Genomic DNA, 17,740 nt, shown 5'->3' on the forward strand with positions numbered 1-17,740 from the left:
TCGTGTCAGAATTCGATAAAGGTTTCTACGTTATGTTCACTGCGCTCGCGCGTCAGCAGGGGCTTGACTCCGCGGTGCAACAAATGACGAATCTCAACATTTTGCCTGCAGATGAGATCGCGGCGATGCGAGAGAAGTACACAACTGGAATCGCGCGAGTTGCAGGTATCGGCGGGCCCGTTATGGCAAGGGCGCAGGAAAGCTGGTATGCGGGTGCCCAGGCCACTGATCCCAGTTGGAGTCAGTTTGTCAAGTCAATGGAAAGGGAAAACAGGGGAAACCAGGTCCAAGAAGTTCACCTGGCAAGCGATAAAATTATCGGGTTGACACCTAACACTAAGGCAGGAGAAGGAAAGAGAAGGGGGAAGGGTCTTGTAGTCGGTTTTGTTCAGAGCGGTAAGACAACAAACTTCACGGCTGTCGCCGCGAAAGCATCTGATTTGGATTATCGGATGGTCATCGTACTCGCGGGAATTCATAATTCGTTACGCCGCCAGACCCAAACGCGTTTGGAAGAGATCCTGTCTCCAGAAGAGAACCGCGGCCGATGGCAGCCAATCACCAGACGCAATCAGGATTTCGATCTCGTGAGATTGGATGAGGAAGCTAAGGAGGAGGGTAGCGCCTTCAATGCGGAATCTCTGCTCAACAACCCAGGAAAGACTCTGCTCGTTGTTGTTAAAAAGAATCACGTCGTTCTGAGAAAGCTCCGTGACTGGCTCTCTACAGATGCGGCCCAGAAGCAGCTCCAGGAGAATCACGTTCTCGTAATCGACGATGAGGCGGATCAAGCCTCCGTTGAAACAAATACAATCAATCCTCTTATCCGTGAGATCCTTCAGCTCATGCCATTGAGCACCTACATCGGGTACACGGCGACACCGTTCGCAAACGTATTTATTAACCCGCATGTCTCTGACGATCTATACCCGGAGGATTTCATATACCCGCTACCTCGCCCCGAAGGATACTTCGGACCGGAGAAGCTTTTTGGCCGAGATGTGCTTGACGGTGGAGAAGATTTTGACGGGTATGACATGATCCGTGAGATTCCCGAGGAAGATGAGTTCCTCTACAGACCTAGGAAGCGCAACGAGGTGTCCAGCTTCAATCCGACAATGACACCTGAACTGCGAGAAGCGGTGAGGTGGTTCTGCTTAGCCACAGCTGCCCGGTGGAACCGGGAGCATCCCGATGAGTTCGTGAACAGCTCTATGTTGATCCACACATCTTACCAGATCGAAGTGCATCAGAGCTACGAAGAAATGCTCAAAGAGGAAATTACTCAACTGAGCGAAAGTGTAACTTCTTTAGACGAAACTGTTCTGGATGAACTTAGAGAACAGTGGCTTCGAGAAACCGCTGCCGTCGATTCGTCGATCTTTGGTCGGGAGATTGAAACCTTCCACGAAGTTTTAGCTCAACTGCCTGCCGTCCTTAAAGATGTACGGGTAGTAATCGAAAATAGCGGCAGCGCAGAAAGACTCGACTATAAGAAAAAGCAAGATAACACGATCGTTGCAGTCGGCGGAAACACACTGTCCCGCGGCATCACTCTTCTCGGCCTTGTTTCCAGTGTCTTCATTCGACCGAGTAACACTTATGACACATTGATGCAGATGGGGCGATGGTTTGGGTTTCGTGAAGGGTACGAGGAACTCCCACGAATCTGGACGACCGATCAACTGCGAAGATCCTTCCGCCATCTCGCCTTGGTTGAACAAGAGATGAGGTCGGATATGGAAGTGTACGAAAGGCAATCTTTAACACCTAGGGAAGCAGCCGTGCGGATTAGGACTCACCCAACTTTGAGAATTACGGCCAAGATGGGTGCAGCAGTAGCGGCTCAGACATCATTCAATGGTGCTCGACTTCAAATTCGTGATTACGAAATCGATACTGAGACGCTTGAAAAGAACTGGAATGCCGGTGAAGCACTAATAAATGCAGCCAAGCGGCGGTCAACTCCGGAAGAAGTGCAAAGCACACACATCGTATACCGTGATGTTCCGGTTGAGCCTGTGCTGGAGTTTCTTGATAGATATCATGTCTCTTCGGATCAACCGGATGTGGATACTGATGCTATCAAACGCTATATTCAAGGGCGTCTAGCTGCCGATAATCCCCAAATGGGCCTCTGGAACGTGGCGATCCGCGGTGGCGATCGGGAAGAAAAAGTCACAGACTTCGCCGGTCACGAAGTGAGATTAGTCAACCGCGCCCCTCTTAAGGATTCAAAGAGCGGACGCGCTGACATCGGTACATTGATGGTCCCGCAAGATTTGGTTATTGACCTTGATATTCCGAATTCCGAGGCACGAAGGCTCAAGGAATCCGGAATGAAAGAAAAGAGATGGGAATCTCCTGAGGTGAAGGACAAGGGGCTTTTGGTTCTCTACCCGATTGACCGGGAGAGTACAGACACTAGAAAAGCCGGCAGGCGTGCCGATATGAATAGCGCACTCCACGTGCTGGGAGTCGCGATTGTCTTTCCAAGGGCCAACTACTCAGAGAGCGAGCGAACCAAGAAGCAAACTACCCACATGCATGTTGATCTGGGAGCAGTAGAGGCCAACGAAGTAGAAGTAGAACTTGCAGAATCTCCCGAGCAGGTTGATACGTCCAGGGAACTCTACAAAGAAGCGCCATGAATCTAACTCGTTTTGACCTGCACCGAGCGTGGAACCTTGCTGCAGGGTTGCCCAATTCGGATGAATGGAATGCGGTCCGGCTCGGCTTGACAGCAAACGGGAACCAGGTTCTGCTGGCTCTTGACGTGCATGGACTCCGACACTTATTGGTTCCAGCGAAAACGAAGCGCTACTCTCTTAGAGCAAATGGCGAATTAAACGTCGAGGTAGGGCAGAGAGCGTTCAAGTTCTTTGACGATACAACTGAGTATGGCCGTTATGTAGACATTGCATGCTTGAACCCAAATCTAAATGATCAGTTTGACCATTTGGTGCTAGCTGTACTTGAGCGACTGGACGGAAGCCTTGATGGTGCCGAAGAGGCTGTACTCGAGGTGGCAAAGTGGAGGACTCTTTTCGCTACCTTGGCAAAAGCATCCAAGCTTACGGTTGAAGAAAAGATTGGGGCTTTCGCTGAGATCTTTGTGCTCGAGAGTGTCATTCGAAGCCGAGAGGATTTTTCACCCGAAAGTTGGACCGGTCCCCAACGGGAGCCACACGATTTCGAACTCTCTAATTTGTCAATTGAAGTCAAGGGCTTCTCGCAAGACAAGAACCGTGTCCGTATCAATGGCTTAAGGCAGTTAGACCAGACAGATTCCAAACCGCTCCTTCTAGTGATGATCACTGTCGAAGCTCACGATGACGGTTTCGCAATCGGTGAATTGCTCGATCGTGTGATTTCGGGGCGGGTAGATGAACACGCATTACGACAAAGAGCCGCCATGTCTGGGGTTTTCGGCAGTTCTGAGGACAGTGATCGCTTTGTGGTAAAAGGTGCCATGACTTGCTGGGTGGAGGATCCGTTTCCCCGAATCACTGGTTCGGCAATCGAATGTAAGGGGATTACAAACGTGCATTACGACATTTCATTGAACGCAGTGCTCCCCTTCATGTCGGCAGTCGAACCCCAGGATTTGGGTGGAGTTTTCAATGAATGATGCTCGATGGTGGTCCCAGCCGATGCGTCCGGAGGGAGACAACACCGGATCCGGAATCAAGAAACAACTTGGAAAGCCCACTCAGCTCGGTGAGTATGAAGTTTTGATTCGCGAAGCGGTTCAGAACTCGTGGGATGCGCGATTAAGTGATCTTGGAGTTAAGTTTCGTGTAGAGCTTCGCACGCTAGGTGAGAATAGCGTCGAGTGGTCGCGCGTACTTAAAGATGACAATCTTCCAGAGGAACAAGCAGCAGTGCTGAACACTCTGGGTCCAGAGACTGTCATTCTTGTGATTTCAGATCGAGGTACTACTGGGTTAGGCGGCCCTATAAGGTCGGATCGAGTGAATACGACGGATGAGATAGCCAATTTCGTGCAGTTCATGAGGAATGTTGGAGAAGCCCGGGATTCCGAACTAGGAGGCGGTACGTACGGTTACGGGAAGGGAATCTTTTATAGGATTAGTAAAGCTTCGATGATTCTTGTCGACTCCCAGAATAATGGGGCTGGGGATACGCAACGGCGCCTTATGGGGGCTGCGCTCGGAGAAGCTTTCAACTCACCGGACGGTCGGCGATTTACCGGCCGGCATTGGTGGGGCGTGGTCAATGACGGTATCCCTGATCCATTACTGAACGAAGAAGCGCAGCAGCTCGCTACATCACTAGGGCTCCCAGGTTTTGAACGCAACGAAACTGGGACCGACATTATCGTACTTGCCCCAGACTTGACGCTAGAGGATGAGTCAGAAACGCTCTTGTCGCTCGCTACCCGAATTCGCAGTCATGTCTATTGGCATCTTTGGCCGAAGTTTATGACCCCTCAGCGGCCTCGTGGAATAGACTTCTCAATCTCAGTGAATGGAACTGAGCTAGAAATCCCGAAGATTTCTTCAGTGCCTGTCATCAGAAATTTTGCTCGAGCCTTAGACAATATTGCAAAGCGCGAAGGCATTGACTATGAGTTGAAAAAGTATCGTCCTAATTCGCTAGGCGAGTTTGCTGTAGATTATGTTGTTTCTGCGGCATCGCACACGCTGAACGATAATATTCGGAGCATTCTTGATCACGCGGTCATCCATCCTCCGTACCGTCACGTTGCTCGAATGCGTCAAGCAGAGCTCGTCGTTGACTATGTGCCAACTGCGCCTATGCAAACCACTGACGTTGGGTACGTAGGGGTGTTTCGGGCTAGTGCCTTCGCTGATGAGGCCTTCGCCGAATCCGAACCTCCTACGCACGATGTCTGGGCGACAGCAGGATTAACCGGAACCAATCTAGGCATCGTTCGCGGTGCGAAAGGATTCATTGAGTCCGAAACAAATGCTCTGGTGGCAGCGAAATCAGGGGCTCGTTCGCGCTTGGTTCAAGGGCTCGGGAAGGTATCGAGTGAACTGGGCAGTTACTTGGCTCCCACTGCTTTAGTAGGCAACGAAGATTCCCGGGAAGCAGGACAAACGGCTCGCGCTTCCCGAAGCACGAAAACTTTCATTGATCTTGGTCAATCACCTTTACGCCTGGTGGATGGTCGAGCCTGCGTAGAGCACTGTGTTCAAGTGATGGCGAACGAAGATGTTCATATCAGGGCTGTAGCCTACGTTCTACTGGCAAACGGGGCCCGGGAAGACCCTAACAATCGCCCAAGCGGCGCGCAGACCCCAAGTTTCAGAGGGTGGTATCGGGTAGATGACGAAGAGCTCATTAGTTCCGAACCTAAAATTTCCCTGCTCGATCTACGAACCGGTGAAATAGCGGCAAGATTTGATTTCCTTCCCGACACCGCAGTCAAGACGATAGTCGAGATTGTTCATGTTTAGACAAAAAACCGTTCCGTTTCTAACCCCGGAACCTACTACGATTACAGCTGAAGCCTGGCATTACGTAATGGGAGATGAGCGACACCGACTTCCAAAACAATTCGATAATTGGACGCAGGGTACACCTCTGCGGTTAACCAGGAACATCGAAATAGACCGAAACACGATCATCGAACAGACAGGGTTGCCCGAAAACGCGGAGCTTGCAATAGTAGTTAGCTGGTTTAGTGACGCAACGAAAATTCGGCGTCGGGTGTTTCGCGCTCCAATCCACGATCACCCACTTAACGTTGTAGCCAATCTCAACGGAGACGAGATAAGTGCCGGCATCGAGCTGCGGACATCGCTGATAGTCAATCGGGATGTTGCAGATTGCGCTCCTTGGGTTGCAAATAGAGTAGGGAGTGTCCTTCTTGATGAAAGGTTCAGGTTTACTCTTGATCGCGCCGCGTCAGGTTTTCCTATGGCGGTTGTGGATTTTTCGGTTACGCACTTACCCGCAGCAGCGTCGTGGCACTTAGAGTCCTCTACGGTACTTGATTCTAGATTTAGCTCTAGTTTCCAAGTTCTAATAAACGAAAAAGATAAAGCATTAATCGCTGCTCTCGAAGCAGATAAGCCTAACAAAGTGCAATCGCTGCTCTTAGACAACTTGATTTCCGAGGTCTTAGCAGAGACATTACGAATTGCTTACGCCTTGAGGTGCAGTGGAGAACTCGAACTCGAAGGGCACGAATATGGGTCGGTTGGTGAGGTTCTGGCCAATCTTGTTAAGCGAACGGGAGATGTTCCAGTGGATATCTCTTCCGAGGCCGGACGATTGCCATTGATTAGGACGCAATTTGAAGCTTTAGTCAGGGAGCTTGGTGTTGGACGGTTGATGCAATGAGCGAATTCCTAATTTGGCCTCGGATGGGACGTACGGGTGCGGAAGAGCGATTCGGAGAACTGGGGCTCGCGGCAGGCCCGAAAATCGACCTAAGTCTAGGTGCGTTCGACTTCGATGGCGTAGGCTCGCGCGTCCGTCAAGACGACCTTCTTCATGTCCGCGATGAACTCACTGGAATCGCCACCAGGTACGGTTTTAATCCGCGGTACGGATATTCGCAAGAAGTACTCTTGGACCGAGCAGCTGCGAAAGTTTTGGACCGCGAGTTCATGGCATCATTTAGAGACTTGACACCCATGCGTTGGGCTGAGTCTGGAAGTCGGGAAGTCTGGAGCTGGTTCTCATTAGCACTATTGCCGGATCTCACTCACTGGAGGTGGAAACATGCAGTAGCTCGAAAACGCGGGTCTCGGGAAGGGGAGTGGTACAAGCCGCGCTGGATTGGGTCTGACTTAACAAGACATACCTGGGCTAGGTATTGGTGGCGCTCCGTGCAATTCGAAGCAGACCCTAATCTTATTGATGGATTGAATGAGCACGATTTCAACCATCTTCTGGAACGCGCGGACACCATAGGTGCCAACCCCTTTTTGGTATCGGCCTTTGGCCGAGAGCTACTTGCAATTAGTAACGAGTTGAGGGATGCCGGTGCGGTGAACCGGAGGGAAGTCTTCGAGGACTCCGCTCGTAGGATGCTTAGAAACTTGGCGTATGTGGACGATGCTGCACTAGACGAGACGGAAACTCGTGCTCTGGTCGATAGCTTCATCGCTGAAACTCGTAAGCGCCTAGGCTGACCGCGATACGGACTTTTCAGCCATCTTTTGAGCGGTGATAACATCAGGAGCCGACTGAAAGTGGTGAAGGGTGATCGAAAATTACGTTGGTGGCGATCCTTCGCCTTCGTTAGCTGGAAGTGACAATTCACACCGGTTGAAATCGAAGGGTGGGATTCGCCGCGAGTGGGAGTCCGTATTGGCGGCGGGTGTTGCGGCTAACCGCTTGGACGGGCAAGGCTCCCGGGTGGTCGACTTGTTCTCGGGATGCGGAGGGCTCTCTCTAGGTTTTCAGGCTGCAGGCTTTGACGTTTTGGCTGGCTTCGATCATTGGGAACCGGCAATCGAGACTTACAACTCTAACTTCGGCCATCATGCCGAAATGCTGGATCTCGCAAACTTCGATAAGTCGGCGGGTCGTCTGGGGGAGTTTTCAGCCCTCAGCGAGTTCCCGGCGATTATTGGTGGGCCGCCGTGTCAAGATTTTTCCACCGCGGGGAAAAGGCTAGAGGATGCGAACGCTGATTTGACAAGTCAGTTTGCGGCATTAGTGGGCTTATTTCAACCGTTTTTCTTTGTGATGGAAAACGTGCCCAACGCAAAAAATTTTGGAATTTACAATCGTGCCCTCCAGTTGATGGAACGTGCTGGTTATCATTTGTTTACTCGAGTACTCGATGCATCGGTGATTGGTACACCGCAACGTCGAAAGCGACTGTTCGCTATCGGTACTCAGGATGGCCGAATCACCAACGCCATTCTTGAAGCAATAGTTCGAAAAGAGGAGTCATTCGCTAGAAGTAGAGCCGCTGAAGGGCCTGTCACTCTTCTTGATTGGTTCGGTGAGGGCATTTTGCCGGACGTATACTATCGCCACCCATGGAGCTATGATCGCAGAGGCTTGTTCAGTGTCCGCGAGCCATCTCCCACTATCCGTGGAGTGAACCGCCCAATGCCGAAAACTTACCAATGGCACCCTAAAGACACTTGTGTTCCTGGTTTCGACGTAGCTGCCGCAGATCGTCCATCAATCGGTCCGTTGTCGATCGAGATAAGGAAACAGATTCAAACGTTTCCGGAAGAATTTAGCTTGCTGGGGGCGAGAACGACCCAGGAGCAAATGATCGGGAATGCTGTCCCGGTCTTGCTCGGTTATTTTATAGCGAAGTGCATTGCAGACACGATTTCTAGTGTCAGTTAGGGGGCCTCACGCTGTTCGTCGAAGAATTTCGCAGGCATAGCCCGGTGGAGGTCCCAATCGACTTGGACAGGTTTTTCGCCCCAGAATTTTTCTAGTTTGACATCACCTAGCAGTAAGTAGGGCTGGGCATAGCCGATCGAGTTCTCTCGTGCGGTACGGGCAGCCAATAGAACACGGATTTTCAGATCGTCGTGGTTGATCAGGCGACTCCCGCGTTTTGAATCGGGTGTCAAGTTTGCTGGGGAAACCCATCTAAATTTAGACGGCGAAATTGGGTAGTCCTTGAATCTTCTCGCTGCGCTGAAATTGCGTTTATCCTTCTCCAGTGTGACAAAGAGAAGCGAGCACTTCGGTTGCGTCCCTTAGTGTGGTGTAACGCTTGCTGATGGTGGGCCCAGCTAATGATGGGGCGGCCATCGCTAGTTAACCTTTCGACTCAACTACCACATCTCACCGAAAGGCACAGGACGATGACCGCTGCACCGCATTCTATCGACCCGACAACCTATCTGGACGATCTGCTGGCTCAAGCATCCCCTGATCTGATGCGGCAGATGCTGCAAGGGTTTATCAACCAGATCTTGTCTGCCCAAGCTGACACCGTTTGCGGCGCCGACTACGGTGTCGCCTCTGAGCAGTGCGTCAACCACCGCAACGGCTACCGCCACCGCGACCTGGATACACGTGTGGGCACAATCGATGTGGCTGTACCGAAACTGCGCCACGCCCGCGTTCTTCCCCGACTGGCTGCTTGAGCGCCGTACGCGGGCAGAACGCGCACTATCGACCGTGATCGCCACCTGCTACCTCAAGGGTGTCTCCACCCGCAGGATGAACGACCTGGTGGCCACATTGGGGATTAATAACCTGTCGAAATCCCAGGTGTCGCGCATGGCCGATGAACTCGACGATATGGTCGCCGATTTCCGCAACAGGCCCCTTGATCCCGGCGGGTATGCCTATCTGTCGTGCGACGCTTTGACGATCAAAGTGCGCGAAGGCGGGCGCGTAGTGAAATGTGCAGTCCCGCTCGCCACCGGTGTCAACGCCGACGGCTACCGGGAAATGCTCGGAATGCATGTTGCCACCACGGAGTCCAATGCGTCGTGGAAGGGCTTTTTCGCCGACCTGAAAGCCCGCGGGCTTACCGGGGTGTTCTTAATCACCAGTGACGCGCACGAGGGCATCCAACACGCCATATCTGAAGTCCTGCCCGCTGCCGGTTGGCAGCGCTGCCGCACCCACTTCGCGAAGAATCTCTACGAAAAGGTCCCGAAAACACAGTGGCCGATGGTCTCTGCGATGTACCAGACCATCTTCCAGCAACCTGATGCCACATCCACCTGGGCACAAGCCCGTGAAGTCGTCGACCTGCTGGAACCGAAGTTCCCGACCGTGGCGGCCTACTTGGAAGAATCCCTCGATGAGATCTTGGCGTTTACCGCAGCCCCGAAACCGGTATGGACGAAGATCTGGTCGAACAACCCCACCGAACGGTTAAACCGGGAGATCCGCCGGCGCACCGACGTTGTTGGCATCTTCCCGAACCGCGAATCCATCATCCGGTTTGTCGGCGCGGTCCTAGCCGAACAGCATGACGACTGGATCCAACAGAAACGCTACATGTCACTTTCCGCACTCGAACAAACCAAACAACTCATGCACCGCACACGAGACGATCATGGTGACCAACACCAGCTAACCGCCTAACCAAACCCAAACTTCATACCGAGCCGAAAGCAGAAACGGCCACACCACTACCCGGGACTTGACCGATGGATGTAAGCTCGAGCTCTTTCGTTGTCATAGATATGCAAGAAGGATCTCACTCGTTTCAGAAGAAATTGTTCCTTCTCAGCGAGTGAGGAAGGCGGCTGAACAAGGCCTTGGGAGCGGAGGACGTTTAGCCATCCACCATGATTCTTGCTTTCGTTCTGGGCCAAGAGTCTTTCCTTGCTGATTTAAAGCTGTTCCCAAGCTTGAACAATCATCTCCACCGCCGGCACATCCGCCGGGGCCCAGTCAAGGGAATCGAGCTCGTCGATAGGCACCCAGCGGGATTCAGCGTGCTCAGTGAGCGTGGGTTCTTGGTCACCGGTCAGGGCGCATTGAAACGTCGATAAGCGAACGGTGCCGAAGTCGTACTTGTGGTTGGTGGTGGTGATGTGGGGGCCGACGGTGGCGTCGATAAGCCATTCTTCTTTGAGCTCGCGCGCGAGGGATTCTTCGGGGGTCTCACCGGGCTCGATTTTGCCGCCGGGGAACTCCCACTTGCCAGCGAGTGCTTTGCCTGGGCCGCGCTGGGCGGCGAAGACGGTGCCGTTACGAATGATCACGGCACCGGTGACTTCAATTGCGGACTTGGTTTCGGCCATGGATTCATCGTAATGGTTGACGTAGCACACGTCTGGAAAAGCAGATAGCTACCAGTGCCAGATACCTCGAAAGTAAACGAAAGGCGAGCACGAGGCAAAAAGCTGGGATAGTGCTTCTGGCTCCCGGGCTGCTGGCAATGATCGGCTCCGCCGTTGATGGGGGCATCTTCATTTGCGTGGGAGTGAAACGCACGTATACCGACGCCCACTGCACCAGGGCTGCCGAACTAGCAGCTAGCTGGTCGTCTAGTTAAACAGGAAGTTCGCTCACCCGCTCCGGATCGACGGCGACGAACGCGACGCCCCTCGTATCTTCCGTGCCGCAGGCGGGGTAGTGGTTGGACTTAATGTCCTCATCACCCGGGATGAGGTAAGCGCTTCCGCTGCAACCCCATCCGTTGGGGGCGGTCCAGAACGCGCCGGAACCCTGCGGCGGCATACCGGACGGCGAGTCAGAGAAGTAGTCGGTGAAGACTTTCATTGCTTCCTCGCAGGTCAACTCGTCCTGCATAGCGACGACACTCAACGTCCCGCCCGTCGCGTTGGTCACCTCGCCGCAGACCGTCCCGGCAGCGGAAGTTTGCTCTTCTTCGGTGGAGGTCTCATCCTCGGAAGGCTCGTCAGACGTGGAGGGTTCTTCCTCGCTTGGGACGGTGTCGGAGGGGGAGGTGGGGGCATCGTCAAGCGACGTGCCTTCGGAGCTTTGAACGATTGGTGGTTCCTTGATGGGCTCCTCGCTGCCGCACGCTACGAGGGTGAGGGTGGAGGCGATGAGGAGTGCGGTGATGCGTCGTGAAGCTGCCATGGGGTTACTCCGGCTTGGGTAATAGCAGCACGCGCGTCTCGGCGTCCCAGCAGTTCACGGTGTATTCCTCGGCATCTTCGGGTTCGCCCTCGAGGCGAGTGCCGCGGCCGCAGCGCCAGTCGTTGGAGACCTGCCAGGTGTCCTCAGACTCCTCAACAGCCTCGGAGTCTTCGGAGGTGAACTCAGTGACGGCCTGCATTGCTTCGTCGCACCGCTCGCCGCCCTGGATGGCGATGACGTTGTATGCCTCGCCGTCGCGGGTGGCCTCACCGCATTGCGGGCCGACGGCCTCGCGGACCACGTCAGGGATGGGGCGCTCGTCGGCGGGAGTGGTCGCGCTCTCGCCGGCAGTTTCGGTGGCCACACTTGTCACGGTGGCTTCCTCGGTTTCCGGTGCTGCGTTCGTGTCCTCGGCGGAGCATGCTGCGAGCGACACGGTGGAAACGATGATGAGAGCGCCTAAACGCCACCTGCGTGAATTCATGCTTTTAAAGATAGTGAATGGCGGTGGCTGAGGGGCAGAAGTGGTGAGCTATTCCTCGCCGAGATCGAATGCATCCATGTTGGCGAGGCTGCGGGGATCCAACCGAGTGGTGATGCCGATCCGGTTCCACGCGTTGATAGTGACAATCGCCATGAGGAGATTGCGCGCGCCCTTCTCGCCGTGGTGGGCCTCAACGCGATCCCACAGCTCGTCCGGCACCGACTCTTCGCCGTGGATCTGCGTCACAGCATCGGTCAACTCAAGCGCAGCTTGTTCCGCGTCCGAGAAGACGTCGCGGTGGTTCGTCCAGTCTTCAGCCTGGGAGACCTTATCCTTAGACCACCCATCTTTGCGTGCGTCACGACGGTGCATGGCCAGGCAGTAGACGCACTGATTGAGCGCAGACGCGCGGAGTTGAACCAGGTGGGAGAAATCTTTCTCAACCCGTGCCCGGACATAAGTTTCAAGGCCCAGCATGGGAGCGTAGGCGACTTTGGGGATGGGCTTTCTGTTCCTGTCGGTCATGACACCACGCTACGCGCAAAGTAGTCGGCGGGGACTGTGCGCCCGGTGCGCTCGAACACGGTAAGCAAGCCAAAAGCGCAGCAAATAGCTATAGATCGCGTGTTCACGTAGGCTTTGGCAGTGATGAATACAGAAGACTTCGCGGCCGAGGACCAGGCCGACACCGCCGGCGAGGTTGCCGGCACAGAGGCTGATACGCAGCCTGACACCCACAACACACAGACTGAAGAGAACACCGAAGCTCCGGCTGAGGCTCCAGCCGAGACCCCCGCTGAAAACTCCGAGCCGAACCAGGACGGCGAGAACGCCGAGAATTCCGAGACCAAGCCCGAGGGCTTCGACGGCCTTGGCCTCCCAGCTCCCGTGCTCGACGCGATCAAGCGCGTCGGGTTCGAGTCTCCCTCGCAAATCCAGGCAGAAACGATCCCGCTGTTGATGGAAGGCCGCGATGTTGTCGGCCTAGCCCAGACCGGTACTGGTAAGACGGCGGCGTTTGCGCTGCCGATCTTGGCGCGTATCGATACGTCGGCACGCTATCCGCAGGCCCTCGTCCTCGCGCCGACGCGCGAGCTGGCGCTGCAGGTGTCTGACTCCTTCCAGTCGTTTGCTGACCACCTCGGCGACATCTCCGTGCTGCCGATCTACGGTGGCCAGGCCTACGGCATTCAGCTGTCGGGGCTGCGCAGGGGCGCGCAGATCATCGTCGGCACGCCGGGCCGCGTGATCGACCACCTGGAGAAGGGGTCGCTGGACATTTCCAACCTGCGCTTCCTCGTGCTGGATGAGGCAGACGAGATGCTCAACATGGGCTTCCAGGAAGACGTGGAGCGCATTCTGGAGGACACCCCCGAAGACAAGCAGGTCGCGCTGTTCTCCGCGACGATGCCGAACGCGATCCGCCGCATCTCGCATGACTACTTGAACGACCCTGAAGAGGTCACGGTCAAGTCCAAGACCCGCACGAACACCAACATCACGCAGCGCTACCTGTTCACCGCGCACCGCAACAAGCTCGACGCCATCACGCGCGTGCTTGAGGTGACTGAGTTCGACGCGATGATCGTCTTCGTCCGCACCAAGCAGGAGACCGAGGAGATCGCCGAGAAGCTGCGAGCACGCGGGTTCTCCGCGGCTGCGATCAACGGCGACATCGCTCAGCAACAGCGCGAGCGTACCGTCGACATGCTTCGCGACGGGCGCTTGGACATCCTCGTGGCCACCGACGTCGCCGCGCGCGGCCTGGATGTGGAGCGAATCTCCCACGTGCTCAACTACGACATCCCGAACGACACGGAGAGCTACGTCCACCGCATCGGCCGCACCGGCCGTGCTGGACGCACCGGTGAAGCGCTGCTGTTCGTTACCCCGCGTGAGCGCCGCATGCTGCGTTCCATTGAGAAGGTCACCGGCGCGAAGATCGAGGAGATGGACCTGCCCACTGTGGATGAGGTCAATGTCTCCCGCATGAACAAGTTCGCCGACTCCATTACCGAGTCCCTCGAAAACGACCAAATGGAACTCTTCCGCGGACTCGTGCGCAGCTACTCGGTCGACCACGACGTGCCAATGGAGGACATCGCCGCCGCGCTTGCCGCACAGCAGCAGGGTGATGAGTTCCTGATGAAGGAGCCCCCGAAGGACAAGCGCGACCGCCGCGAGCGCGAGCGCTTCGACCGTGAGGATCGTCGCGACCGTGACCGCGGGGATCGTGGCCGCGGCCGGGACCGTGGCAACCGCGGGGGCAAGGGCCGGTTCCACAACGACGACGTCAACTTTGACACCTACCGCCTAGACGTGGGCAAGCGTCAGAATGTTCACCCGGGTGCCATCGTCGGCGCGCTGGCGAATGAGGGCGGTCTGACCAACCGCGACTTCGGCCGCATCACCATTGGCGGCGACTTCACCCTCGTCGAGCTGCCGAAGAACATGGATAAGAGCGTGCTCGACCGCCTGTCCGACACCCGCATCTCCGGCCAGCTGATCAACATTCAGCGCGACACCGGTGCCCCGCCGCGCGACCGTGGTGACAGGGGCGGCCGTGGTGGACGCGGCGGCTACCGCAAGCGTGACGACGACCGCGACCGCGGCCGGGGGCGCGGCGGCCACGGTGGCCGTGGCGGTGGCCGGGGCAAGCGCGACTGGCGCGACTAAGGTTGCGCGCCTGGGCATGAGAAAACCCAGCTACTGAGAGGCGAGGATTCGTCGAAAAGCGAATCTCTTGTTCTTGGTAGCTGGGTTTTGCGTTGGGCCCGTGGAGGGCAGAGGGGTTTAAGCCGGGGATGGCAGGAACATCAGAATCAGCGTCAGGAACCACAGCAGGTTGAAAATGCCTGCGCCGGCAGCTGCCTTGACGCGGGAGGACTCGAAGTCCGGGGTGACGTCGCGAGAGTCGGCCTCGGCCGGGTTGAGGGCGCCGAGGGAACCCATGATCTTGCGCTGCTGCGGGATCACCATGCCGAACAGGAAACCCCACGCCAGGACGGACAGCACGATCGCGGTGTGGAACCAGTAGTTAGAGCGGTAGGAATCCCAGTCGAAGGCCAGCACGGCAGCGCCGAGCAACGGAACCAGCAGGGAGATCATGCCGTAGGTGGAAGAGATGCGGTGGTAGATGGAGGCGCGTCCGAGGGTCTCCTCGCCACCAGCTTGCGCCTTGGCGGCGGCGCCGGGGAACGCGGAGGTGGCTACCATGACCGGACCGATGAGAATGATCGCGGCGGCAACGTGCAGGAAAATGAGGAATGTGGTCATGGCACCTCACTCTACGGAATGCACAGGCATTTCTACATTTGACACGAGTCCCTGCAGGCCAGAACAGTGCCGGCGGATAGCACGTAGATCGGCGCGGGGGAGGGGAAGCTCGTAGCCGCGCGCAATGGCGGCGAGACGTTCCCCGTAGGCGCAACGCACGCGGCGGTTGTCAGGAACCCACTCACTGGGCAGCATGTCGGACTTCGCCTGGTTGGCCTTGGAGGATGTGACCACGAGGTTGATCGGGTCGTTGGCGAAGGCGACGCGCTTCTCCGCCGGCCACGCGTGCGCACCCATGTCCCAGGCGGCGCGCAACGGGAAAATGTGGTCGATTTCCACGTCGGCCGGGTCGAGCGGGGCGCCGGTGTAGGGGTCCGTGAAGGGCACCGTATCGGACGGGGCCCACTGGCGGTATGGGGTGCGGCATGAGTCGACGTCCCACGCATCGGCCATGACAGCCTCGCGGGTGGTGCACCCGGTGGGCTGCATGCCCCAGTCGCCGAAGTCTGCGGCGCGGTCATAGCCCAGGATGGTGGGGCGAGGGGAGGGGGTCGATGGGGCGTCGATAAGCGAACGCGGCGTGGGGAACGGAACGACGGCGACTGTGGCGGCGATGAGCACGGTGAGATAGAAGCGGAACCAAGGCATACCTTGTTGGACTGCGCGGCGGGGGCGATCGGTTCCGTGGGAGGCGCAGACGCCATGAACCTCTGCCTATGAACCGAGTAAACGGCAGCGGGCGGGGGAGGCCACTCAGTTCATAGGCAGAGGTTCATGGACCAGGGGGAGGCTGGGTGCCAGGGTTTGACCCGGCGACACACCGTCAGTGACATCACGCGCGGCCGGGCACCCCATCGGCATCCCCACGCACCTGAGTGTCCTTCAACGCCTGGTCGAAGGGGACTTCCGGGTGCGCCATGGCGTATTCGGTGAGGGCACCTGCGCGGTCGAACTCGGCCTCAGCGGCGGGGTTCGGCTTGGTGGCCAGGGAGACCGCGACCATGACGAGGGTGGCCAGGATGACGCCCGGAACCATCTCGTAGATCAGGTCGGAGGTGGCCGGGACGGAACCCCAGATGAACACAGTCAGTGCACCGACAATCATGCCGGCCATGGCACCCGGCGCGGTGAGACGGCGCCAGAACAGGGACGCAATGATGACCGGGCCGAATGCGGAACCGAAACCGGCCCACGCGAAGCCGACCAGGCCAAGGATGGTGTCGGACGGGTTGGCGGCCATGAGAATGGCCACCAAAGCGACGATGACCACCATGACGCGGGAGGCGATGAGCAGGGTGCGCTGGGGCAGTTCGCGTTTGGTGAAGCCGCGGAACAGGTCCTCGACAAGGGCGGAGGAGGTGACCAGCAGCTGGGACGACATGGTGGACATGATCGCGGCGAGGACGGCGGTGAGCACCAGGCCGGCGAACAGCGGGTGGAACAGGACGCGGGTCATGTCCAGGAAGATCGTCTCGAAGCCTTCGCGGTCGGTGACGGAGTGCTGCGTCTGGCCGAAGAAGGATGCGCCGATGATCGCGGTGAAAACGGCGCCGATGTAGCAGATGCCCACCCAGATCAGGCCAGAGTTGCGGCCTGATCGTGCCTCGTGCGGGCTGCGCAGCGCCATGAAGCGGGTGATGATGTGCGGCTGGCCCATGTAACCCAGACTCCACGCTAGGTTGCCGATGATGGCGGCCGCGGAGACACCGGTGAAAAAGTTGAAGTAGTCCGGGTTGCCGGTTTCCCACGGGCCGTAGGGGTTGTCCAGCGGGTAGGAGAAGATGCCGCCGGGGTTGTCGATGGCGAATAGGGCCATGACCGGCACGATGATCAGTGCTGCGAACATGACCAGGCCCTGGGCGACGTCGGTGTAGGACACGGCGAAGAATCCGCCGACGAAGGTGTAGATCACCGTGATGGCGCCGACGATGAGCATGCCGGTCATGTAGTCGCCGTCGAAGGTGGACTCGAAGTAACGCCCGCCGGCGACCATGCCGGAGGAGACGTAGAACGTGAAGAAGAAGATGATGATCACCGCGGCGATGACGCGCAGGACGCGAGTTTGATCGTGTGTGCGGTTTTCAAAGAAGCTCGGCAGGGTGATCGAGTTGTTGGCCACTTCCGAGTAGGCGCGCAGGCGCGGAGCGACCCACTGCCAGTTGGCCCACGAACCGAGAAAGAGGCCGATGACGATCCACAGCTCGCTCATGCCGGAGACGAACAAGGCACCGGGCAGACCCATGAGCAGCCAGCCGGACATGTCGGATGCGCCTGCAGAAATACCGGCGACGAACGGCGGCAGGTCGCGGCCGCCGATGACGTAGTCGCCATACTGGGTGGTGCGGCGCCAACCGTAGTAACCGATGGCGAGCATCAGGCCGAGGTAGATCACCAAAGCGATGATCATCCACGTACTTTCAGTCATGTGCGCTCCTTGAATGAAGTTTCGCAGCGGATAAAAAGCTTGGAATAGGATAACACACAGCT

At 56.8% G+C, this 17,740-nt stretch carries 13 protein-coding genes and 2 pseudogenes; 7 read left to right on the top strand and 8 right to left on the bottom strand.

Translation table 11 applies throughout. The features are described from left to right. The first annotated feature begins 2 nt into the window (after positions 1–2). From KBX07_RS00535 to KBX07_RS00555, 5 genes are all read left to right on the top strand, one after another. The gene (locus KBX07_RS00535) at positions 3–2,651 is read left to right on the top strand and encodes a Z1 domain-containing protein (protein ID WP_256022568.1); all 2,649 of its coding nucleotides are present in this window, start codon (positions 3–5) and stop codon (positions 2,649–2,651) included. Beyond that, on the top strand, positions 2,648–3,631 hold the full coding sequence (locus KBX07_RS00540) for a PD-(D/E)XK motif protein (protein ID WP_005290713.1): 984 nt from the start codon (positions 2,648–2,650) through the stop codon (positions 3,629–3,631). Before KBX07_RS00535 ends, KBX07_RS00540 begins: the two co-directional genes overlap by 4 nt. Further along, positions 3,624–5,447, top strand: coding sequence for a hypothetical protein (locus KBX07_RS00545; RefSeq protein ID WP_005290710.1), 1,824 nt, complete (start codon positions 3,624–3,626; stop codon positions 5,445–5,447). Before KBX07_RS00540 ends, KBX07_RS00545 begins: the two co-directional genes overlap by 8 nt. A 67-nt stretch (positions 5,448–5,514) precedes the next feature. Next, complete coding sequence (locus KBX07_RS00550; RefSeq protein ID WP_156774840.1) at positions 5,515–6,336, top strand: hypothetical protein; 822 nt, start codon at positions 5,515–5,517, stop codon at positions 6,334–6,336. Positions 6,337–7,203: 867 nt separating this feature from the next. Beyond that, positions 7,204–8,313 carry a DNA (cytosine-5-)-methyltransferase gene (locus tag KBX07_RS00555; protein ID WP_256022570.1) on the top strand — a complete coding sequence of 370 codons (1,110 nt, stop codon included), beginning with the start codon at positions 7,204–7,206 and terminating at the stop codon, positions 8,311–8,313. Here KBX07_RS00555 and KBX07_RS11425 read toward each other — a convergent pair. Next, positions 8,310–8,642 (bottom strand): annotated as a pseudogene (locus tag KBX07_RS11425) (DUF3427 domain-containing protein); the annotation flags it as partial. The gene KBX07_RS00555 and the pseudogene KBX07_RS11425 overlap by 4 nt on opposite strands. A gap of 141 nt (positions 8,643–8,783) precedes the next feature. Between KBX07_RS11425 and KBX07_RS00560 the strand changes: the two are divergent. Then, positions 8,784–10,023, top strand: a pseudogene (locus KBX07_RS00560) (IS256 family transposase). 251 nt (positions 10,024–10,274) lie between these two features. On the opposite strand, the gene KBX07_RS00565 reads toward KBX07_RS00560, so the two are convergent. The 4 genes from KBX07_RS00565 to KBX07_RS00580 all read right to left on the bottom strand — a co-directional run bounded on the left by KBX07_RS00565 (position 10,275) and on the right by KBX07_RS00580 (position 12,502). After that, the gene (locus KBX07_RS00565; protein ID WP_256022572.1) at positions 10,275–10,688 is read right to left on the bottom strand and encodes a (deoxy)nucleoside triphosphate pyrophosphohydrolase; all 414 of its coding nucleotides are present in this window, start codon (positions 10,686–10,688) and stop codon (positions 10,275–10,277) included. Positions 10,689–10,938: 250 nt separating this feature from the next. Then, on the bottom strand, positions 10,939–11,493 hold the full coding sequence (locus KBX07_RS00570) for a hypothetical protein (protein ID WP_256022573.1): 555 nt from the start codon (positions 11,491–11,493) through the stop codon (positions 10,939–10,941). 4 nt (positions 11,494–11,497) lie between these two features. Then, positions 11,498–11,977, bottom strand: coding sequence for a hypothetical protein (locus tag KBX07_RS00575; RefSeq protein ID WP_005290685.1), 480 nt, complete (start codon positions 11,975–11,977; stop codon positions 11,498–11,500). Between the two features lie 48 nt (positions 11,978–12,025). Then, positions 12,026–12,502 (bottom strand): carboxymuconolactone decarboxylase family protein, encoded by a 477-nt coding sequence (locus KBX07_RS00580; protein ID WP_256022575.1) that lies wholly within the window; start codon positions 12,500–12,502, stop codon positions 12,026–12,028. A 123-nt stretch (positions 12,503–12,625) separates the two neighbouring features. On the opposite strand from KBX07_RS00580, the gene KBX07_RS00585 reads away from it, so the two are divergent. Continuing rightward, the gene (locus KBX07_RS00585) at positions 12,626–14,653 is read left to right on the top strand and encodes a DEAD/DEAH box helicase (RefSeq protein ID WP_256022891.1); all 2,028 of its coding nucleotides are present in this window, start codon (positions 12,626–12,628) and stop codon (positions 14,651–14,653) included. Positions 14,654–14,770: 117 nt separating this feature from the next. On the opposite strand, the gene KBX07_RS00590 is transcribed toward KBX07_RS00585, so the two are convergent. From KBX07_RS00590 to putP, 3 genes are all read right to left on the bottom strand, one after another. Further along, positions 14,771–15,253 carry a hypothetical protein gene (locus KBX07_RS00590; RefSeq protein ID WP_005290671.1) on the bottom strand — a complete coding sequence of 161 codons (483 nt, stop codon included), beginning with the start codon at positions 15,251–15,253 and terminating at the stop codon, positions 14,771–14,773. Between the two features lie 6 nt (positions 15,254–15,259). Beyond that, entirely contained in the window at positions 15,260–15,901 is a 642-nt protein-coding gene (locus tag KBX07_RS00595) for a DUF1524 domain-containing protein (RefSeq protein WP_255996221.1), read from the bottom strand. Between the two features lie 184 nt (positions 15,902–16,085). Continuing rightward, positions 16,086–17,678 (bottom strand): sodium/proline symporter PutP, encoded by a 1,593-nt coding sequence (putP, locus tag KBX07_RS00600; RefSeq protein ID WP_256022577.1) that lies wholly within the window; start codon positions 17,676–17,678, stop codon positions 16,086–16,088. Positions 17,679–17,740: the final 62 nt, after the last annotated feature.

This window comes from Corynebacterium sp. CCUG 70398, assembly GCF_024454055.1.
In the GTDB taxonomy this organism is placed as follows: domain Bacteria; phylum Actinomycetota; class Actinomycetes; order Mycobacteriales; family Mycobacteriaceae; genus Corynebacterium; species Corynebacterium genitalium.

What these genes read in the sequence shown, in the direction of transcription:
- KBX07_RS00540 (WP_005290713.1), top strand. Translation starts at nt 2,648, where the DNA reads ATGAATCTAACTCGTTTTGACCTGCACCGAGCGTGGAACCTTGCTGCA.
- KBX07_RS00545 (WP_005290710.1), top strand. Translation starts at nt 3,624, where the DNA reads ATGAATGATGCTCGATGGTGGTCCCAGCCGATGCGTCCGGAGGGAGAC.
- KBX07_RS00550 (WP_156774840.1), top strand. Translation starts at nt 5,515, where the DNA reads ATGGGAGATGAGCGACACCGACTTCCAAAACAATTCGATAATTGGACG.
- KBX07_RS00565 (WP_256022572.1), bottom strand. Translation starts at nt 10,688, where the DNA reads ATGGCCGAAACCAAGTCCGCAATTGAAGTCACCGGTGCCGTGATCATT.
- KBX07_RS00570 (WP_256022573.1), bottom strand. Translation starts at nt 11,493, where the DNA reads ATGGCAGCTTCACGACGCATCACCGCACTCCTCATCGCCTCCACCCTC.
- KBX07_RS00575 (WP_005290685.1), bottom strand. Translation starts at nt 11,977, where the DNA reads ATGAATTCACGCAGGTGGCGTTTAGGCGCTCTCATCATCGTTTCCACC.
- KBX07_RS00580 (WP_256022575.1), bottom strand. Translation starts at nt 12,502, where the DNA reads ATGACCGACAGGAACAGAAAGCCCATCCCCAAAGTCGCCTACGCTCCC.
- KBX07_RS00585 (WP_256022891.1), top strand. Translation starts at nt 12,626, where the DNA reads ATGAATACAGAAGACTTCGCGGCCGAGGACCAGGCCGACACCGCCGGC.
- KBX07_RS00590 (WP_005290671.1), bottom strand. Translation starts at nt 15,253, where the DNA reads ATGACCACATTCCTCATTTTCCTGCACGTTGCCGCCGCGATCATTCTC.
- KBX07_RS00595 (WP_255996221.1), bottom strand. Translation starts at nt 15,901, where the DNA reads ATGCCTTGGTTCCGCTTCTATCTCACCGTGCTCATCGCCGCCACAGTC.
- putP (WP_256022577.1), bottom strand. Translation starts at nt 17,678, where the DNA reads ATGACTGAAAGTACGTGGATGATCATCGCTTTGGTGATCTACCTCGGC.